The organism is Bdellovibrio sp. CKG001, assembly GCF_055397465.1.
This window is the reverse complement of the sequence record NZ_AP029173.1, coordinates 3,342,359-3,360,920: the sequence shown is the minus strand read 5'-3', so window position 1 is coordinate 3,360,920 and position 18,562 is coordinate 3,342,359. Positions and strand designations below refer to the sequence as shown.

Here is an 18,562-nt window from a genome sequence, read left to right as displayed (position 1 = left end):
TTTTAGAGGGGGAAAGAGCATCTTTGAAGTCTTAAGTGGCGAGCCACAGGAAAACTAGACAGGGCGCGGTGTTTCCCGCGAAACGGGGTGTGGAAAAAGTTCTGATTTTTCTTGCCCGGAACGCCGGGTTTTGGTGTAGAAAAGGCCAATCAAGTTTTCGGAGGGGTTATGTTTAAAGTTACTGCGAGTTTGTTCCTGTCTCTTGTTTTCTCTGCCGGTGCGGCTTCTGCTGATGTTGTTGAAACACGCAAGGTCTTTGATGGCATGTCTGTGTACTGCAAAGAAGAAAAAGATGTGAACAGCAAGGGCTTTGTTCTTGAGGGTGTTCAGGCCGTGAATCTTGGCCACGGTGAGACTCGTTTGTTCCTCAGTCCTGGTTTTCTAAAATGTACATCTGAAGGCTGGAAGGAAATTTCCTCAGAGCAGTTCCTGAATTCCACGGTCGTGGGTTTGGATGGTAAAGTGTATTCTGTAGAAGGTTTGGCTCCAGAGGTTTTGGTAGTGGACGCTGCTTGGCAGAACTATCGTTTGGCGCCACTGAATAAGAATGTGGCGATCGACGTGCGCACGATTGATTTCATGAATCAGAAACAGCGCGATCAGTTGAAGCGCGATGGTCGTACAGTTTTGCATCTGGATGTGGCTTTGAGAAGCCATGTTAAGTACTCCACAGAAGGTGGGGAGGCTGTTAGCATGGGATATCGCACGACCGGGGCTTTCCGTTTGAGTTTGCAGATTGAAGCCGTCGCTGACGGTTTGAATGTGACTGTTGGTCAAGCAAAGTAAATTTTAAAGTGAAATGATCATAATGAACAAAGGCACCGAAAGGTGCCTTTGTTGTTTTCAGCTCAAAGAATCTACTTATTCTGTCGGGCTGATACTTGTCCCGCAATCTCGGTCTTTTGGGCCAGTTCCGGATAGAGCTTGGAATACCAGTAACGATTTCTAAGGATACCAGCGACGTATTCACGGGTTTCATCAAAGGGTATCAGGTCCACAAACAGCAAAGGATTGTCCACAGGATAGCGTTTCATCCACTTGCGAACATTTCCAGATCCGGCATTGTAAGAAGCCAGAGCTTTCATGTGGTCGTTCTTGTACTCTTTGACCAGTGCTGCAAAGTAGCGGGACCCCAGTTGGATGTTGGTCGCCGGATCTAACAGCTCTTTGTCGGAAATAGCACGGCGGCGCAGGTCACTGGCTGTACGAGGCATAAGCTGCATCAAGCCTGCAGCACCCACCGGGCTCTTGGTGTTGGGATTAAAGGAGCTTTCCTGTCTCATCAAAGAGATCAGCAGGAATGGATCCTGATCGCGATGGTGTTTCAGCACCAGATCCGAGAATGCCAGGGGATAGTAGTAAGATAGATTCTTCAGTGTTTTGTACTGAGGGTGTCTTTGGAACAGACGGCTCAGAACGGTGAAACGCTGATGATTCATGTCCTCGAACTTTGCCAACAAAGTGGCGACATAAAGCTGAAAGCCAGGTTCTGCCTCCGCCAGTTCTGCGTAGTCGATGAACTCCAGAGTTCTTTTTGCCAGGGCATCCTTTTGCTTTTCAAGGAAGTGTTCAACCAACTGAATCGCCCCATTAAGATCTTCAAAAGAGCTGCGGGTCTGAATGCGCTGGTCACGGAGTTCTGAAACTTTTTGGTAAGGACCATCCTCCATTGTCGCGTAGTCAGTCAGGATGTGATAGCTCAATGGGAAATTGGTGAAATGATCTTCCATGGCGCCTTCGGAGACATCATTTCCCTGTTCACGTTCGTTATGATTGATCCAGAACTGAGCCCGTGAAGTCAGGGCCACATCCTTGGAAACTTCCGAAAGCTTTTTCAGGAAACGAGTCGCGGACTCGGGCTGATTCTGCCAGATTTCAAGCAAACCGCCGCGATAGAGCCCCAGCTCGCTGATTTCCTTTTCTGATCCACATTCCATGGCGCGGGCATAAAGGGCTCTTGTTTCATTCAGAACTTTTGGATCGGGAAGTTTTTCTTCCAGCTTAAAGGCCAAAGCGGCAATCACATGTGGTGACAGGCAGACATATTTTTTTGTGACCTGCTCAGAAAGCTGCTGGCGTTCTTTGGCGCTCAAGCGCGCGACGGTCTTGATTCCTTCCGAGGCGCTACTATTAATAATTTTATCCCATTTTTTCTGGCGGATCAGCTTGACGGTTTCAGGGGCTTTAAGGCGCAGATCTTGGGGGTTCTCAGAAGCTCTCTTGTCTTTATAGAAGCTCTTGCACAAAACTTCGTTGCGTTCGATATGACAGCCCTTATAGCGGGCGGCAAAGAAATTGTGCTTTTCATTAAGTTGAATAAATAGCTCCGCCGCCTCTTTGTGCTCCTGCGAGACGGGGGAGGGGCTGGCCTGTACATTTTGTAGCATGTGACCAAAACCGGCATCGAAATAACAGCCCGCCACCGCCCCGATCAGGGCCAGGGAGCTTGAAATCATTAATAAAGTTGAGAACCGGTTTGTTTTCATATCTCTTGCTTAGGGTTGAGTGCACTAAGTGTACCCTTTGATGCCTAAGCAAAAGAAAATGAGGACCTGTTTAAATGCGGGGAAAGTGTCTCAGGTTGAGATGGAAATTAAGAGCCCTGACAGGCCTTGGCTTTAGCGGGAGTAAAGTTGTAAATCATGGTGCCGCCGTCTTTCAGGACACTTTTTTTGAGTTGATCCAGGTAAGGCGGAGCCGAACCCAACGTGGCTCTGCCTCGCGCGCGGGTGTCTAAGGTGCCCGCAACTCCCAGACAACCTTGTGTCGGTGTGTAAGGATCCCAACCATGCAGCAGAACTCCACGACTGTGGATATCTTGATTCTCAGGCTCGAGACCAACAAGTTCGATACCGTCACGAATGTTTCCGCTACGAGGGGGATTGTAGGCCTTGGTCATGATGGCGCCATTGGGAGTCTTTAAAGATCCTCTGCCATTCCCAAAGCCGCCTTCACCGCGTGAAACCCACAGGGGATTTTTATCCAGCACCGAGGCCATGGAACCATCGGCGTTCAAGATCCACATTTTACCCATCACGCCGCCGTTGGAAAAGTCATTGAAGATAAAGATGTCGTCTTTGACTTTGTCTTTATTCTTTTTCAGGGCTTCGATCGCCTGCTTTAATCCGCAGCTCAGCATTTTGTCGTTTTGAAGAGCTGTCGGGAAGTTTTTCTCGTCACAGATGCCGCCAGTATTGGAGTTAAGCATCGTGTTGGTCTTATCAATCTTTTCAGTCATGGCTTTGGCCATGGCGACGGACTCATTCACCTCGACCCCTTTGGTGGCGGGGGCTGTGGATTTTTGTGATCCCAGACCGAACAGCCCCAGGAACCATTCAATCAGGTTGAAGCTGCCGGTCTTGTAAGCGGGAACGTCCGTGTTCAGGGTGCAATTGGTGGTTGAGCCTGAGCCAGAACAGGTTGCGGATTCGGTGGTAAGGTCTGCTTGTTGAACGACGAGATTAGAATTCTTAGCCAGAGCCTGAAGGTCGGCGCTGTCCGAGGAATTGTCGGTGCCTTTGATTTCAGTGACCTGGTAAAGGCTGTTGTTTTCAACCTTTTTTAAAAAGCCGCTGCCACCTTCATACTGAGGACTGACGAAGCGGGTGTTTTCGTTCACGGGTTTTAAGGTCACAGAGGAATTCTTGGGAATGGCTCCAATAGGCATGACGGCTTCTGTATCAGAAGCGGCACCACAAACCGAGTGGAGAGAGAAGACCAGGGCCCCAAGTAAAATGGATCTCATTTTTTCAATTTACATGAAGAACACTCTGATAAGTAAGGCCAGTTTGTGTCAAATGACGATATGGTCCTGTTCCGGGAGATTCGCAAGGGACTTGAAATCCCTTGCGCTGATCTTAGGTCTAGAACCAGAACTCCGCTCCCACAGAGGCGTTGAAGCCATCTGCCAGGTAGCTGTAGGTGTCTTGGTAACGATTGTTGGTCAGATTGTTCAACCGTGTGAAGACGGTGCGATCTGAAGTCCACGCAAAGGAATAAGCCGCATTGGCGATCACGTAGCCTGGGTTTACAGTAGGAACGGATTGGAATCCATAGTCTGTGCGAGTTCCAGCACCAATGAGTTCGATCGAACCTGTGTGCCTGTCAAGTGTCTGCAGATACTTCAGGCTTCCATTCACCAGTGGACGGCGCAGCAGCCAGCGATCGTTGTCGACATCGCGTGGCTCCTGATATCCGTAGGTGGCCATCAAAGTTCCATTCTCAAACGGGCGCATGGTGTAGGTGATGTCGACGCCGCGGGTTTTGGATTTGGAGACATTGTTGTACTTCATAGCAGGGAACGTGCCGGTGATCTGCAGCAGATCCTTGAACTCTGCATAGAACAAGGTCACAGACAGATTCTGTCTTTCTGAAACAGCCCATTCCTGCATCAGACTGTACTGAGTTGCCTTTTCCGTTTTCAGATCCGGGTTTCCGTAAGAAGAAAAGAGTTGGAACAAAGACGGAATTTTATAGCCGGAAGCAACTTCAAGCTTGGTTCTTTCAAACAAGGTCAAGCCCAGTTGATAAGTTGAGACTGCATCCTGATCGTCCCAGTTTTCCAGGCGGCCACCCACGGCCACAGCAAAACCGGGTGTCCACGTGTAGTCGGCTTTTAAGAACAGACCTCTTTGTTCACTGAACTTATTCACGGTTTCTGTGCCTTTGTTTCTGTAAACGAAGTCTTCGTAGATATAGCTGAGGCCGCCGTTCACGGACAGTTGTTCCCCTTTATAGGGAGTGAAATCCACACGCGCTGTTTTCAGATTGGCGCCATAGCGCTGATCAGTGCCGGTGGGATTGTTCATGTCCGGGGGAGTGGTTGCGGGCCATTCGTATTTACGCAAGCTGTTTTGCATGCTCAAAGCCAGGCGCGGTTCCCACGCCAGGTCATTGAACTTCAGGTGAGCCGAAGCTGCGGATTGACGAGTGTAAGTTTCAAACCCTTCCGTATCATAAATTCTGTTGGAAGTGCGGTCTGAACCCGGAGAGTAATTGAGGTCCTGCAAGAAGCTGGTTTTCAGATGCCCTTCGACCGAGCCCTTCCAGGCATAGGCTGCGTCACCATTCCAGTTGTTTTGGGCATAGCTTTTATCCGAGTCCTCTACCGGAGACATTGCATCTTTCCAGGAGCCGTGGCCACGCATCAGAAAAGCGTGGGTTTCATCCAGAGCTTCGGTGTGAACAGCCGTAATATCGCGGAAGTTCTGAGTTCCGGCCTGAACTTGCAGGCCTGTTTTCGTTTTGAACTCCTGCGGAATGGTGTCGATTTTGATGACGCCACTGAGGGCCTGGCCACCATAAAGGACGGTCTGTCCTCCTTTGATGATTTCAATGCGACGAACGGATTTGATATCCAAAGAGTTCAGATTGAAGGTTCTTTGGATTGTTGAAGCATCATAAAAAGGAACACCGTCAACGATGATCATCACATGACTGGAATCACCACCACGAATAAATATTGAATTGGGTTGAAAGGCCGTGCTGACAACCGTGACGTTGGCCTGACTGGAAAGCAGACTTGTGATATTGGGCGCACGGGATTCTTTGATGGTTTTTTCGTCGATCACGACCTTGTTGGATGTATTAAACACAACATCTTCGACCACGGTTTCAAAGCTGGGAATAGATTCCTGAGCAGCGGCCACAGCCGTAACCATAGTCGCAACAAGCAGGCCGGCAAGAAGAACAGAGTATTTCACGTTGAATTCCTTTAGACGTACGGACTTAATTTACTTCCAGCTTAAATCTATAGGTGTAACGGATCTTAACGGCAACTGATTCCTTGCCTTTGAAAGCTGGTTGAAACTCAAAACTCTTCAGCGCTGCCACGGCGGATTCATTCAACCCATATCCGGGACCGCTCAGGACCTTGACTTGTCGGACCTGGCCATGGCGGTCGATCAGGATTTCAAGAAGAACGGGACCATCAACACCGGCACTTTTGGCTTCGGCAGGATATTGAGCTTTCACTTCACGTTTCACCTTGGGGAGGCGGGTGATTTCACTCCAGCCCACGACGGGGGTGGAGTCGTCACTGAACTGGTCGGAACCCATCTCAGATTCTGCGGCGGAAGAGTGTTCGGCAAGATTTTCAGACGAGGTCGTTGGTGCGCTGGAGGAACTGGGAACAGCCGGAGGAGTAGATGGAGCGGCCACGGGGGCCGAGGCGGCTGCGGCGGGAGTATTCGCCGTCACCGGGTTGACGACAGTAAGATCCACAATTTCTCCGATCTCAGGATGAGAAGAGGGCGTGGAAAGCCTTAAGGTCCCCAAGGCCAGCAGGTGCAAGGCAAATGATAATAAAAGACAGATAATCAGCTTCTTCAAAACATTATGAACTTCTCACAAATCTTTCTTAAGTCAATCTTCGGGGCTTTTGTTTGGGGGGCTTGTGAGCCGGAACAAATTGTAGTAGTCTATGACTGTCGGGCGCTAAACCCGACGTCTATGAGAAATTAAATCCGTCGTCTTATTCCTTTTCCAAGAACACTCTGAGGCCCGCACCGGGCTAGGGACGGATATATTAATATGCAAAATCATTTCATTCAGGTGACGGCAAGGTCCCTGAGTTATGAGCTTCCCCGCGGGGAAAAGCTTTTTTCGGATATTTCATTTACATGGAATTTTCAGCGCTGTGCTTTGGTGGGCCCAAATGGGGTTGGCAAAAGCACACTGGCTAAGATTATCTCAGGACAATTGGCGGCCACCAGTGGGGAGCTTCTGGTGGATCAGGCCGTCGTGTATCTGGCTCAGATGCAGGAGCGTCCCGCAACCACCGTGGCTGAGTATCTTTTGGCTTTGTGGGACAGTCCCTTGGCGGATCCCGCAGTGTGGGGACCTTTACTGCAAGACATTGCGCTCGACAAACCACTGACTGAACTAAGTGGTGGTGAATGGACCCGGGTGCGGATTGCTGAAGCCCTTTCCCAGGCAGCGGGGCTTTTGATTCTGGATGAGCCGACCAACAATCTGGATCGTGAGGCGCGCGCAGTGATTCGAGACTTTGTCCGCCGCTATGCGGGTTCTGTGTTGGTGATCAGCCATGATCGGGAACTGCTGGAGCAAGTCGATGGAATCTGGGAGCTTTCCAGTCAGGGTTTGCAAAGCTATGGCGGATCCTACTCGGCTTATGAAGAGCAAAAAGAAGCAGAACGTGAACTGCTGGCGGAACGGATCGATCGGGCTCGTCGGGATAAAAAGAAAGTTGAGCGGGAACATCAGGAAAAGTTGCGCACCCAGGAAAAGCGCATGCGCGCGGGCCAGGCCCTTGCCGACAAAGGCGGCCTGCCGCGCATTCTGGTGGGAGGATTGAAGCGCCGAGCTCAGGAAACGCACGGCAGGATTCAGGCACGCGAGGAAAAGCGTGTGGAAAGATCCAAAGAAGAACTGAACTCCCTGATTCAGTCGCAGAAGATGGAAACCCATCTGGGGCTGGATTTAAGTGGCACAGAGATCCCCGACGGCAAATTGATTTTCGAGCTTCAGGATTTCAATTTGCGCTTTGAAGGTCAGGAGCACTTTCTTTGGGCCAACCCTTTGACGAGGACCATGCGGGGCCCCCAGCGCTGGGCTCTGGTGGGAAGAAACGGGGCTGGAAAGAGTTCTTTGATCCGAGCTTTGATGGGACAAATACAGTTGTCCGCCAGCACCGGAGTCTGTCATCTGGGGGATGTGCAGGTGCGCCTCTTAGATCAGCAGTACTCGCTACTGAACCCGAATCAGTCGGTTATGGAAAACGTGATGGAGCAGAGTCGGCGTGATCCGGCCTTGGTACGAAACCAGCTGGCTCGCTTCCAGTTTATGGGTGAAACGGTGAACAGGCAGGTGTGTGAACTAAGTGGTGGGGAAAAGTTGAAAGCATCATTGGCAAAGATATTTCTGTCTGACCCCGCAGCCCAACTTCTGATTCTGGACGAACCCACCAATAATCTGGATCTGGACAGCCTGCAGGTTTTGGAACGAGCTCTGCTCGATTTTAAGGGAGCTCTCCTGGTGGTTTCGCATGATGAAAAATTCTTGCAGGCCGTGGAAGTGAGTTACCGGATAGATCTAGGTTAAGGGCCCGGCCTTTGCAATCCGTCTGGATTGTTATGTTAGCTCGTTGGTTGACCGCCCTTAGTTTCCTGTGTTTTGGCCTACTTAGCCTTTTTGTCGTTCAGATGACAAGAAGGCCGCTCTGTATTGAATCCAAGGTTGTCGAAAGAATCGACAGGCTGGGGGTTCAATCCACCGACACCGTTTATCGTTGTGCCGTGAACAAGGAAACGCCGTTTAGTACTTACTTCAGCGAACAAAGCCGGGATCTGACCTATCGAATTCAAAAGATCGAGCGTCTTTTGGAAAGCATCGAGCCTTTTGAAAGAAAGGTGCAGCTGACTATCATGGAGGACCGACCTTATCTGTTCAAGGTTCGAGGTCATCATGTCTTTATCGGAGAGAAGTTGCTGGCAGCTCCGGGTCATCTGGAAAAGGCGCTGGCCAAGGTTTGGTATCGTGAACGCAACGATGGCTTCTTCGCGCAGCAGGCTTTGATGGAAGAAGTCTTCACCGATTTTCTGGTCTATCTGGATTTGGGCGATCTGGATATCGGTGATCCGAACACTCACTTGAAAACGGCTTTGCGCAAAGTGAAGTGGCCTTATGTATTGAAGTCAGTTCCTGCGTACTGTGATTCCTCATGGAAGCAGTCTGAGCACTTTGGTTTGTGTCAGGATAAAGAAGAAGCCAGTGAGATTCTGGCAGATCAGGTTGTGGAAATGAGTCTTCGTCCCTTGCTGGTCACCAGCTGGGTGAATGCCTACCGTGGGCTTTCCATGAAGGAGCGTTTTGACTTCTACCGTATGATCCCGACCTTGTTGCGTTCAGAGCATTCCGAGCCACTGCCCATTGTGGGTGGGGCCTTCGTGGGCGAAAGAACCACAACGCTGTTAAAGGCAGCGGAAGCCATTAAGAACATCAATATGTTTGTTTCTAAGACCAAGGCGATTAAAGACTCGGAAGCTCATCGCGTATTTGTCGCCAACTTCACCAACGAACTGCGCGGCAACGGATTCCAGGATGCTTTTGCCGAGGCGTCCTTTGATATTCTGTTCATCGCCCATGGTGATCTGACCGAAAAATCTGCGGTTCTGAAGCAGTTTATGAAGATTGCCAAGGCTCAGCCCAAAATTCAGATTGCCTTGCGGGATAATGAAAATCTATGGATGCTGCCGTCCAAGTATCCAATTCCGGTAAAGTCTTTTGGTGAAATCAAGTCCACCCGAACCATCGTTGAAAAATGTGGCGGCTACAACTTCAGCTATGTCATGGATTATGCCGACGAAACAGAAAAACTGCTGGTGGTGGATCACTGTGATTTGAACAAAGAAGTCCACTATGGCCGCTATCTTAAAGAAGGTGCCGAAGGTTTTGGTGCTGAAAACAAAGGAACGGCTTTTGTGCAGTTCCACCTGCCGTCACTGTTGATGAAGAGGGCGGAGCTGGAACAGGTTTCCAACGTCTTTGAATTCATTCAAAAACGCGACGTGGAAAGTTCGTCCTTTAAAAGTCTTGGCTGGCGGGAAGTTCATTGGAGCGAGCAGGCCAACGCTTATCAACCGAAGGCCTACGTCGACGCTATCGAGTGGTTCCGCGTTCCGAACTAAGGTTGTTCCAGGCTGGGAAGTTCTTCGCGGTGGCTGTTGATTTCCTGATTAAGCTTATCGCGGCTGGATTCCAGATTTCTGATATCGCTTTCCAGGTTGGACACTTCGGAACGCTTCAGAGACAGATCGGAATCCAAAGATTGAATCTGAGATTCAAAATGTGTCACCAAATAAGACTGCTTCGAACTTAACGCTGAGTTTTTTTGGTGTTCCAGGCTGGTTTTCTGGGTTTCCAGCATATGCAAAGAGCCCTTGGCAAAGGACAGTGAATTCCTTTTTGCCGTGATATCCATGTCGATGCTGCGAACTTGTTTGTCTTTGCTTTCGATCAGGGACTGAACATACTTGCGACGTCCTTTGCGGTATTCAGGCAGGAATGCGGCCTCCAGATCTTTCGGACAGACGTTCTGATAGCGTTTGCCCGAAGTCCCTGCCGTATAGCCGTTGGATTTCGCGCAGTAATCACGAAGACCTTTTTGGTGTTCAGCGACTAGCACATTGATTTGTGACCCTTCACAAAGATCGCGGGAAAAAAGATCCCCGGACTTTCCAATAAGATAAGTGTTTGGGCCCGAGCAGTACTTCTCGACGCCACTTTTGAAACCTCGATCCAACTGGGATTCCTGAATGTCTGCTTCGACCTTGCGGCATTCGTTCAGGGTGTTGTCGGCGTTAAGCCATTGACCGCGCATGGCGACTTTCTGTCCGTGTTCAAACCAGTTGATCTCTTCGCAGTTCTTTCTTTTGAAATAGCTGGTGCAGCCGACAACAGACAACATCAAAACAACTAGCAGTGATTTGGAAACGGACTTCAAAACAGACTCCTTAGTTAACCGATCAGGCCCTTAAGCTCGACTTCAAAATTTTGCTGATCTTCCATCGCTTGCAACATCGTGGATTCCAGATCCTCGATGGCGCCGCTGATTTCATACAGCTCTTTGGATAGTCCCGCGGCTTTATCGCCGGCCGCAGTCATCAAAGTTTCATTTATAGAATCTCTTTTTTTGGAAAGATCGGCAATCTTCTTGTCGCAATCCTCAATCAGCTTCTGGGCCTTCTTGATCTGTGTCTCAATGCGCTTGCGCTCTTCTTTGTAGTTGAACTTCGGACTGTCCGTCTCTTTGGCGGAAATTGCCCTTTGCGTCGGGTGGACCTCTTCGGTCTGACGCTCGGCTAAGAAACCTTTCTGCAAGCTCCAAACGTACTCATCGTAAGTGCCGGGATACAAAGTCAGTTTACCATTGTTCACTTCCAGAATCTTGTTGGCCACACGCCCGATAAAGCCGCGATCATGGCTGACGGTGATGATCGTACCTTCGTACTTTTCCAAGGCCGTGGTCAGAGCTTCGACGGTGTCGAAATCAAGGTGATTCGTCGGTTCATCCAGTAACAGCAAAGGCGACTTCTGCAAAAGAATCTGTCCCAGGGCCACACGGGATTTTTCGCCTCCCGAGAGCACTTTGACCTTCTTATGAACATTGTCACCAGAGAACAGCAAACTTCCGGCGATATTCAAAACATCCTGTTGCGTGACTTCTTTGTGAGCCGCCGAAGCCATGGCTTCCAAGACTGAGTGTTCGGGATTCAGAGCCTCCGGGGTGTGTTGTGCAAAGTACGAGAAGCTGACTTGATGGCCCCATTTGATAGAGCCCTTCACAAGCGGAATCTGTTCGCCCAGGGATTTTAGCAGAGTGGACTTTCCGGCGCCATTGAGTCCGACAATACCCAAGTGATTTCCACGCTCTAGGCGCAGTGAAACGTCCTTCAGGATCACTTTGTCGCCATAACCACAATCGACATGTTCCACTTCCAGAATGGTTTTTCCCGTGGGCACGGCCGGCGGAATATGAATATGGGAATGAGTCGGCGCGGCCTTCATTTCGATGACTTCCATCTTTTCCAGCGCCTTCAGGCGGCTTTGTGCCTGGCGAGCTTTGGTGGCCTTGGCCCCGAAGCGGGTGACGAAGTCCATGATGGATTTGCGTTTGGCCTGCTGGCTTAGAATCTGCTTTTGCAGAATTTCATTCAGCATTTGTTTTTGCTCGAAATAGTCATCCAGACTGCCCGGGAATTTCACAATGTCGCCGGATTCCACTTCAAGGATATGATCCGTCACACGACGCAGGAATTCACGATCGTGCGAAATCAATAGAAAGGCCCCTTTAAACTCCTGCAGGAAGTTTTCTAACACCAACAAGGTTTCCAGATCCAGAAAGTTCGTCGGCTCATCCAGCAGCAGCAGATTCGGCTCTTGTCCGATCAGGAACAAAAGCTTCACGCGCATACGATAGCCCCCGCTCAGCTGCTTGAGGTGCGATTGAAAATGAGCCTCTGTCAGGCCCAGCTTCAGACCAAACTGCTTTAGTTCCCACAAGGGCTTCAGGCAGTTCTTTTCCAGATAGTCTTCAACTTTTTGATCCACATCCCAGTCAGCTTCCTGTTCCAGATATCCCAGGCGCAGTTGCTGGGACTTGGTGACGATGCCCTCGTCCAAATGTTCCTGATCGACGAGGATCTTAAAAAGTGTGGATTTTCCGGCGCCATTGGGCCCAATAACGCCCACGTGTTCGCCTTCATTGATGGCGAAAGTGGCGTCGTCGAAAAGAACTTTGGAGCCAAAGGCTTTGTGGCCGGATTGCAGTTGTAAAAGTGTGATACCCATATAGGGCTAAACTGAAGGAATTTTGCAGCAGGGTCAAGCTGCTTAGGCACCCGTGTGCCGGAATGGAGCCTTCCCTGAGGCGGGAAGGCTTATTCCTGTCTTCTGGATTGAAGCTATTTATTATTTTTGCGGTCTTCTTTGCGCTTCTCAGTCACTTTGTTTTTTGCATTCACAAAGACCACTGTGGGCTCATGTTTTTTTCCTTCTTCCAGGCTCAGGCCGCAATAAGAACAGATGATCACCAGATCGCCCTTTTGCACGTGGCGGGCGGCGGCTCCGTTCAGGCAGATCTCGCCTTTTTTCCCTTTGATTACGTAAGTGGAGAAGCGGGCGCCGTTGTTGCAGTTATAGATATCAACACGTTCATTGATCAGAAGGCCAGAGGCCTTGATCAGATCCGGACAGATGCTCACAGAGCCTTCATAGTTCAGATCCGCGCCCGTCACAGTTGCACGATGGATTTTGGTTCTTAGCATTGAGATATTCATACATTATTCCTTAAGCGTTATGTTGAAGCGCGATCAGCATGCCCTTGAGTACTAGATCAGGGACAATCTCATCAAAAACTTTTTCTTTTTCAAATAAATACGAGAAGCCACCGGTGCCGATAACCGTCGGTTTTTCACCCTGGAAGCATTCTTTGGTGATTCTTTCTGTCAGTTCTTTGATGGTCCCCAAGTGACCGTAATACAGACCCGACTGAATGCTTTCGATGGTGGAGCGGCCCAGAGCTTCATGCATGGAAACGATTTCCACAGAAGGAAGCTTGGCAGTTTTGCTTTCAAGAGCCTCCATGCAAAGGCGAAGGCCGGCCACGATCGAGCCGCCTAAGTAGTCTTTGTCCTTGGTGACGGCGCAGAAAGTTGTTGCCGTTCCCAGGTCCACCAGAATCAGGTTTTTGCCCGGATACAAATGTGTCGCGGCGATGGAGTTTGCAATGCGATCTGCGCCGACTTCCAGAGGGTTGCGATACTTGATTTTCAATCCCGTTTTCACACCGGCCTGCAGGATGAATGGATTGATGTTGAAGTACTTCATGCAGGCCCCACGAAGGGAATAGATCACTTCCGGGACGACACTGCAGATGGCGATTTGTTTGATCTTGGCCGGATCAAAACCATTTTCCCGAATGGCCGTGCGCAGGAAGATGCCGGTTTCATCCGAAGAAGCTCCACTTTTGGAGTTTTTGCGGAAAGAAAGAACCATTTTGTCCTTTTCAAAAAGTCCGGCATAGATTTGGGTGTTCCCCACATCAAGACATAAAATCATAAGGTATCCTTTGGCATAAGAATGCGCACCAGTTCGCTGGTCAGTTGATCCAGATTGTCGCAGGCGACAGCGCTGTGATGGTCATGCAGAGTGAACTTGTGAGTGCGTTTAACAATATCAATTTCGCTTAAATCATTGTGAACGACGAAGTCCGCATTGGAATTGGCAAAGAGCTTTTCCACTGCGGCAGTTCTTTGTTCAGGACTGGCGTGACTGGTCAGTTTAAAGGCGATCACTTTCAGGCTCTTATTCTGAGAATAGTCCTTCAGGCGATCCACAATCTTGTGATTGCGCTTCAGATGAATGTGCATGGAATCTGCATCCGAGCTGACTTTTTTTACTTCGAACGGGCGATATTGCTGACCATCCACTTCAATGGTATCCACGGAATAGTCGCTGACGGCGGCTGCGTGAATCACATGCGTGAAGTTTTCGCTGGAAAGATAATGTTTTATCTTTTCATCCAAAGTGGCAAAGCTGACGAAAAGATCCCGACGGGTCACGTGCTCTGACTTGGGTGATCCATGGGCCTGCAGCAAGGTCACATCAAAACCCATCTCGGTCATATATTCCGCGATGGCAATGCCGGTACGACCGGAACTGAGGTTGCTGATGACTCGGACGGTGTCGATCGGTTCTTGGGTGCCCCCTGCGGTGATTAGAACCTTTACTTTGGACAAGGCGGCTGATTTCGGCGCAACGCTGGAGCCAGGTTCAGCCACGGGCTTTTGTTGAAGAGCCTGTAAAGCCATTTTCAGAATCAAATCAGGCTCCAACAGCTTACCCCAACCTTCCTCTCCACAAGCCAGAATTCCGGAAGCTGTATCCAGAATCTGCAAGCCCATTTCTTTTAAGGCTTTCAAAGATTTTTGCGTTACCGGATGCAGATACATGCTGGTGTTCATGGCCGGCGCAATCAGGAAAGGTTTCTTGAAGTCATGGGCCAGAAACAGTGTTTGCAGCAGATCATCGCCAACACCTTGTGCGGCTTTATTTAGAAAGTTCGCTGTCGCCGGAGCGACCAGAATCAGATCGGCCCATCTCATCAAGTGAATGTGATCCATGACGTTGCCCGCGGCATACATGTCGCTGATGACCGGGCGACCGGTCAAACCTTCCAGAGTGGCATTGCCGACGAACTTCAGGGCTGAAGGGGAGGCCACCACCTGTACGTCACAGTTGTTCTGCACCAGACGGGAAATCACGTGGCAGGCTTTGTAGCAGGCAATAGAGCCTGTCATCATAAAGAGGACTTTAGATTTGGACATTGTCTATCAACCTCACGTCCCCGAGTCTGGCGGCAACGAAGCGGCGGGTTCCCACATCCGTTACATAGTCCACGATAAATCCTTGGGCAGTCAGTTTTTCGGCCGCTTCCTCAGCGGTCTGGCTTTCCGTGATGGCTTTGTAAATAGCCGGTGCCTTCATGCGCTCGCTGGAGGTCAGGCGCACGTTGCGAGAGCTTTTTGCCAGACCATCTTCTTCCCGAACCGTCGGCACGGGGACAATTTCCAGATCCATAAAGAAGCTTTCCACCATCCCTTGAATCAAAGTCATTTGCTGAAAATCTTTTTCGCCAAAATAGGCGCGTGTGGGAGCCACGATATTAAACAGCTTCATCACCACGGATAAAACGCCATCGAAGTGACCCGGGCGGTGAGCCCCATCCAAAAGATTTGAATAACTGTTCTCGGTCACCTTGTACCGGTAATTGTCCGGGTACATTTCGTCATAACGGGGATAAAAGATGGCGTCGACCTTATTGGCTTCGGCCATCGCCAGATCGGCTTCCCAGGTTTTGGGATACTTTTCCAGGTCATTAGGGTCGTTGAACTGGGTGGGATTTACAAAAATAGAAAGCACGACAACATCGTTGTTTTTGCGAGCTTGTTTTAGCAGCTCTTCGTGTCCGGTGTGCAAAGCCCCCATGGTAGGCACGAAACCCACAGAACCTTTTTGTTGTTTTCTCCAGGTGCGGAACTCCTGGGGTGATCTTAGGATGACTGTCATGAGTAGCTCTCTTTCTCCGTCGGGAAGGTGCCTTCGTGGACTTCCTTGTGGTACTGATTGAAAGCATCTTTCATGGCTTCAAAACCATTGAAGAAGGTTCTGACAAACTTCGGTTTGAATCCCTGATTCATGCCCAGCATATCCTGAAGAACCAGAACCTGGCCATCGCAGTCTGAGCCCGCCCCGATCCCGATAGTCGGAATATCCAAGGACGCTGTGATTTCTTTGGCAAGTTTAGAAGGTACGCATTCCAGCACGACAGAGAAGGCCCCGGCATCCTGCAATTGCAGGGCGTGCTCTTTTATAACTTTCTGGGCTTTTTCGTCGCGGCCTTGAACTTTGAATCCGCCAAGCTGGTTTACAGACTGCGGGGTCAGCCCCAGATGTGCCATGACCGGCACGCCGGAATCCACAAGGTGGCGAACCAGCTCAATGTTGCCCGCGCCGCCTTCAAGTTTTACCGCGTGGGCTCCGGCCTTCATGATCTTTTCAACGTAGTTCATATTGGCGGTCAGACCTTTGCGATAGCTCAGGAAAGGCAGGTCGGCGACGACAAATTTTTCCCCGGCTCCACGAACCACCGCTTCGGTGTGCAGGGCCATCATGTCCACAGAGGCATTCAGAGTGGTCTTGTGCCCGTGCATGACCATCGCCAACGAATCACCGACCAGCAGGCAGTCAATATCACTTTCAGCCAGAATGCGTGCAAACGTATAGTCATAGCAGGTGATCATGGAGATCTTTTGCTGTTTCACTTTCCTGTCATGGAAATCGAGGATGGTTTTCATAAGACCTCACTTTCGTGGATATTCGGGCCAAAGGGTTTCAAGGAAGGCTTTGTAAATCGCCTGATAAGGATCGTTGTTCAGGGCTTGAAGATTCTTTTCGACGGTCACAGCGTCTTTGCGCGCCAGCGGACCTGTGAAGGCTTCGCCAGGATTGGCCAGTGTATTTTCAACAACCTTTTCAATGTAGGGCCTGGCGGCGCTGGCAGGGATTCTCATTTCACCGAAGCCTTCAAGCATTTTGCCGATCAATAAGGTGGTGAAGTTGCCACCCAGAACACACAGGGCATGATAGCGGGCTTTTTCAAAAGCAAACACGGACGAGAAAGAGTTGGGAAGTCCCGGCAGGGCTTCGCTCAGCTCATCACAGCCGGTCAGGGCAAAGTGAATTTGTTGGTAGGACTTCAGATCATAAAGATCATTTCCGAAGGTCATCAGCGGATGAGCGGCGATCATGCCCTTGAAATAGAGCGCGCCGGAAAAGTGCACCAACACTTTGTCGTCAAAAGTTTTGAGATGTTCACTGTAGAAGGCTTCCAGGGCCGAGTCACTGATGGCCACCAGAAGGTGTGTGGCGTTGGTGGCTTTGTTTTGAAAAGCAGATTCGCTTTGGCTGCGATCCCAAGTTGTGAAATTTAAATTGAGCAGTTGGAAATAGTGTGCGAGATGTCGGGCGACACGGCCTGCACCAATAATAAGATAAGAGTAAGATAAAGTCGTTGTCGCATTCATATAGTTCGGTACCTGTCTTTTAAGGGATCAAGTCCTCTGTAATAGTCGCAACCTAACACAATTCTAACAGATAGCAACCAAACAAAGCCTCGGAGTCCGAACTGAGATCAGACGTAAGTCCATGATTTTTGGAGGTTATTGGCGACTGTTTGGTGGCATTTTAAAGTAAATACTTTAAATCAAAGGGCTTTTTGTGATCTGTGGTGATTTAATATATTCTATAATAGATGAATAAATATATTTTTGATATTTTATAATAGATGTATAGATGTATTTTTAATCTATTATAAGATATAATAAAAACCATGAGAACAAACAAAGCTCTGATCAAAACACAACGACGAAGTTTGGATGAAAAGCTGAAGTCTTTCCGCTCAGCTCGCACGGTCATCAATCCCAAATCGGGTTGGGTGAAGGCCATTCGTGAATCGCTGGGAATGACCTCCCAACAGCTGGCAGAGCGCATGGGCATTCAGCAATCCGGAGTCAGTCTGCTGGAACAGCGGGAAGCCGAAAAGAAAGTCACCCTGGAGACATTGCAAAGAGCCGCGCATGCCATGGGATGTGAGCTGGTGTACGCGCTGGTGCCCAAAGACAGTTTGGAAAAAATGGTGGATGAACAATCCAAATTGGCCGCTGAAAAAATTCTGGGAAAAACTCTGCATACGATGGAGCTTGAGCAGCAGCGTGCAGGCAAAGCTGAAACAGAACTGCACTTCCACGAGCTTGCGACGGAGCTGAAAAACAAACTCGACAACCGCCTGTGGAGGAGGAAGCCATGAGTTTTCAACTGGAATACCCACCTGGGGCGACCCCTTTAAATCCGAATGAGCTGGCAGGTTTGGTGCCGACGTATATTTCCACGCAAAAAGAGCTGAACGCCGTCGAGCAGGACAATATTCTGCGCGGGGAGCAGTGGGCATTCAGTCGCAGAAGAAAGAATGTTCTGACAGAAAAATTTCTGCGTGAACTGCACCGGGAAATGTTCGGGCTGGTATGGAAGTGGGCGGGCACCTATCGCACCTCCAATAAGTCCATCGGTATCGAGTGGTTTCAGATCCCTTCGGAGATCAATAAGCTGATGGGGGATATTCAGTATCAGATCACGCATGAGACTTACCCCATGGATGAGATCGCCGCTCGTTTTCATCATCGCCTGGTTTGGATTCATCCTTTTCCCAATGGTAATGGTCGTTGGGCGCGAGTGATGGCGGATGTGTTGTTGTTTTCGTTGGGACATGAACGGTTCACATGGGGGAGCAATCTGAATATGGGCACCTTGGGAGAGCATGGAGAGGCCCGGGCCCGCTATATTCGCAGCCTGCGCCTGGCGGACAGTCGAAATTACAAGGAACTTTTAGAGTTCGTTCGCTCTTAAAATCTCTTGCGGGAAACTCCCGGGTTGCCGCATTGCGCGGCGCTGGACTCAGCCTGTGAAATGCAGGATGGTCGCACCT

General features: G+C 49.8%; 17 protein-coding genes. 5 read left to right on the top strand and 12 right to left on the bottom strand.

Features of this window, described 5'->3' with window-relative positions:
* Nucleotides 1-168: 168 nt before the first annotated feature.
* Nucleotides 169-786: a hypothetical protein gene (locus tag ACZ50P_RS15825; RefSeq protein WP_464118707.1), complete on the top strand. Its 618-nt coding sequence runs from the start codon at nucleotides 169-171 to the stop codon at nucleotides 784-786.
* A gap of 71 nt (nucleotides 787-857) precedes the next feature.
* Here the strand turns inward: ACZ50P_RS15825 and ACZ50P_RS15820 are convergent, their stop codons facing one another.
* The 4 genes from ACZ50P_RS15820 to ACZ50P_RS15805 all read right to left on the bottom strand — a co-directional run bounded on the left by ACZ50P_RS15820 (nucleotide 858) and on the right by ACZ50P_RS15805 (nucleotide 6,330).
* The gene (locus ACZ50P_RS15820) at nucleotides 858-2,486 is read right to left on the bottom strand and encodes a lytic transglycosylase domain-containing protein (protein ID WP_464118706.1); all 1,629 of its coding nucleotides are present in this window, start codon (nucleotides 2,484-2,486) and stop codon (nucleotides 858-860) included.
* A 107-nt stretch (nucleotides 2,487-2,593) separates the two neighbouring features.
* Nucleotides 2,594-3,745 carry a hypothetical protein gene (locus ACZ50P_RS15815; RefSeq protein ID WP_464132265.1) on the bottom strand — a complete coding sequence of 384 codons (1,152 nt, stop codon included), beginning with the start codon at nucleotides 3,743-3,745 and terminating at the stop codon, nucleotides 2,594-2,596.
* 118 nt (nucleotides 3,746-3,863) lie between these two features.
* A complete protein-coding gene (locus ACZ50P_RS15810) occupies nucleotides 3,864-5,702 on the bottom strand; it encodes a TonB-dependent receptor plug domain-containing protein (protein ID WP_464118704.1) in 1,839 nt (612 codons plus the stop codon).
* A gap of 25 nt (nucleotides 5,703-5,727) precedes the next feature.
* Complete coding sequence (locus ACZ50P_RS15805) at nucleotides 5,728-6,330, bottom strand: energy transducer TonB (RefSeq protein WP_464132263.1); 603 nt, start codon at nucleotides 6,328-6,330, stop codon at nucleotides 5,728-5,730.
* A gap of 201 nt (nucleotides 6,331-6,531) precedes the next feature.
* On the opposite strand from ACZ50P_RS15805, the gene ACZ50P_RS15800 reads away from it, so the two are divergent.
* Nucleotides 6,532-8,061 (top strand): ABC-F family ATP-binding cassette domain-containing protein, encoded by a 1,530-nt coding sequence (locus tag ACZ50P_RS15800; protein WP_464132261.1) that lies wholly within the window; start codon nucleotides 6,532-6,534, stop codon nucleotides 8,059-8,061.
* A gap of 101 nt (nucleotides 8,062-8,162) precedes the next feature.
* Complete coding sequence (locus tag ACZ50P_RS15795) at nucleotides 8,163-9,647, top strand: hypothetical protein (protein WP_464132259.1); 1,485 nt, start codon at nucleotides 8,163-8,165, stop codon at nucleotides 9,645-9,647.
* Here ACZ50P_RS15795 and ACZ50P_RS15790 read toward each other — a convergent pair.
* The 8 genes from ACZ50P_RS15790 to ACZ50P_RS15755 all read right to left on the bottom strand — a co-directional run bounded on the left by ACZ50P_RS15790 (nucleotide 9,644) and on the right by ACZ50P_RS15755 (nucleotide 17,105).
* Entirely contained in the window at nucleotides 9,644-10,462 is an 819-nt protein-coding gene (locus tag ACZ50P_RS15790; RefSeq protein WP_464132257.1) for a DUF2799 domain-containing protein, read from the bottom strand. The two genes, ACZ50P_RS15795 and ACZ50P_RS15790, sit on opposite strands and share 4 nt — an antisense overlap.
* A gap of 14 nt (nucleotides 10,463-10,476) precedes the next feature.
* Nucleotides 10,477-12,309 carry an ATP-binding cassette domain-containing protein gene (locus tag ACZ50P_RS15785; RefSeq protein ID WP_464132255.1) on the bottom strand — a complete coding sequence of 611 codons (1,833 nt, stop codon included), beginning with the start codon at nucleotides 12,307-12,309 and terminating at the stop codon, nucleotides 10,477-10,479.
* 113 nt (nucleotides 12,310-12,422) lie between these two features.
* Nucleotides 12,423-12,797, bottom strand: a complete 375-nt coding sequence (gene panD / locus ACZ50P_RS15780; protein WP_464118698.1) for an aspartate 1-decarboxylase — start codon at nucleotides 12,795-12,797, stop codon at nucleotides 12,423-12,425.
* 10 nt (nucleotides 12,798-12,807) lie between these two features.
* The gene (locus ACZ50P_RS15775; protein WP_464118697.1) at nucleotides 12,808-13,578 is read right to left on the bottom strand and encodes a type III pantothenate kinase; all 771 of its coding nucleotides are present in this window, start codon (nucleotides 13,576-13,578) and stop codon (nucleotides 12,808-12,810) included.
* Nucleotides 13,575-14,846, bottom strand: a complete 1,272-nt coding sequence (gene coaBC / locus ACZ50P_RS15770; protein WP_464132253.1) for a bifunctional phosphopantothenoylcysteine decarboxylase/phosphopantothenate--cysteine ligase CoaBC — start codon at nucleotides 14,844-14,846, stop codon at nucleotides 13,575-13,577. The genes ACZ50P_RS15775 and coaBC overlap by 4 nt, the downstream gene beginning before the upstream one ends.
* Complete coding sequence (gene panC, locus ACZ50P_RS15765) at nucleotides 14,833-15,588, bottom strand: pantoate--beta-alanine ligase (protein WP_464118695.1); 756 nt, start codon at nucleotides 15,586-15,588, stop codon at nucleotides 14,833-14,835. The genes coaBC and panC overlap by 14 nt, the downstream gene beginning before the upstream one ends.
* Nucleotides 15,585-16,376 carry a 3-methyl-2-oxobutanoate hydroxymethyltransferase gene (panB, locus tag ACZ50P_RS15760; RefSeq protein ID WP_464118694.1) on the bottom strand — a complete coding sequence of 264 codons (792 nt, stop codon included), beginning with the start codon at nucleotides 16,374-16,376 and terminating at the stop codon, nucleotides 15,585-15,587. The genes panC and panB overlap by 4 nt, the downstream gene beginning before the upstream one ends.
* A 6-nt stretch (nucleotides 16,377-16,382) precedes the next feature.
* The gene (locus ACZ50P_RS15755) at nucleotides 16,383-17,105 is read right to left on the bottom strand and encodes a DUF2520 domain-containing protein (RefSeq protein WP_464132252.1); all 723 of its coding nucleotides are present in this window, start codon (nucleotides 17,103-17,105) and stop codon (nucleotides 16,383-16,385) included.
* A 305-nt stretch (nucleotides 17,106-17,410) separates the two neighbouring features.
* Here ACZ50P_RS15755 and ACZ50P_RS15750 point away from each other — a divergent pair, with 305 nt between their 5' ends.
* Complete coding sequence (locus tag ACZ50P_RS15750) at nucleotides 17,411-17,887, top strand: mobile mystery protein A (protein ID WP_464132251.1); 477 nt, start codon at nucleotides 17,411-17,413, stop codon at nucleotides 17,885-17,887.
* Nucleotides 17,884-18,483 carry a mobile mystery protein B gene (locus ACZ50P_RS15745; RefSeq protein ID WP_464118691.1) on the top strand — a complete coding sequence of 200 codons (600 nt, stop codon included), beginning with the start codon at nucleotides 17,884-17,886 and terminating at the stop codon, nucleotides 18,481-18,483. Before ACZ50P_RS15750 ends, ACZ50P_RS15745 begins: the two co-directional genes overlap by 4 nt.
* Nucleotides 18,484-18,562: the final 79 nt, after the last annotated feature.

What these genes read in the sequence shown, in the direction of transcription:
- ACZ50P_RS15825 (WP_464118707.1), top strand. Translation starts at nt 169, where the DNA reads ATGTTTAAAGTTACTGCGAGTTTGTTCCTGTCTCTTGTTTTCTCTGCC.
- ACZ50P_RS15820 (WP_464118706.1), bottom strand. Translation starts at nt 2,486, where the DNA reads ATGAAAACAAACCGGTTCTCAACTTTATTAATGATTTCAAGCTCCCTG.
- ACZ50P_RS15815 (WP_464132265.1), bottom strand. Translation starts at nt 3,745, where the DNA reads ATGAGATCCATTTTACTTGGGGCCCTGGTCTTCTCTCTCCACTCGGTT.
- ACZ50P_RS15800 (WP_464132261.1), top strand. Translation starts at nt 6,532, where the DNA reads ATGCAAAATCATTTCATTCAGGTGACGGCAAGGTCCCTGAGTTATGAG.
- ACZ50P_RS15795 (WP_464132259.1), top strand. Translation starts at nt 8,163, where the DNA reads ATGACAAGAAGGCCGCTCTGTATTGAATCCAAGGTTGTCGAAAGAATC.
- ACZ50P_RS15785 (WP_464132255.1), bottom strand. Translation starts at nt 12,309, where the DNA reads ATGGGTATCACACTTTTACAACTGCAATCCGGCCACAAAGCCTTTGGC.
- panD (WP_464118698.1), bottom strand. Translation starts at nt 12,797, where the DNA reads ATGAATATCTCAATGCTAAGAACCAAAATCCATCGTGCAACTGTGACG.
- ACZ50P_RS15775 (WP_464118697.1), bottom strand. Translation starts at nt 13,578, where the DNA reads ATGATTTTATGTCTTGATGTGGGGAACACCCAAATCTATGCCGGACTT.
- coaBC (WP_464132253.1), bottom strand. Translation starts at nt 14,846, where the DNA reads ATGTCCAAATCTAAAGTCCTCTTTATGATGACAGGCTCTATTGCCTGC.
- panC (WP_464118695.1), bottom strand. Translation starts at nt 15,588, where the DNA reads ATGACAGTCATCCTAAGATCACCCCAGGAGTTCCGCACCTGGAGAAAA.
- panB (WP_464118694.1), bottom strand. Translation starts at nt 16,376, where the DNA reads ATGAAAACCATCCTCGATTTCCATGACAGGAAAGTGAAACAGCAAAAG.
- ACZ50P_RS15755 (WP_464132252.1), bottom strand. Translation starts at nt 17,105, where the DNA reads ATGAATGCGACAACGACTTTATCTTACTCTTATCTTATTATTGGTGCA.
- ACZ50P_RS15750 (WP_464132251.1), top strand. Translation starts at nt 17,411, where the DNA reads ATGAGAACAAACAAAGCTCTGATCAAAACACAACGACGAAGTTTGGAT.
- ACZ50P_RS15745 (WP_464118691.1), top strand. Translation starts at nt 17,884, where the DNA reads ATGAGTTTTCAACTGGAATACCCACCTGGGGCGACCCCTTTAAATCCG.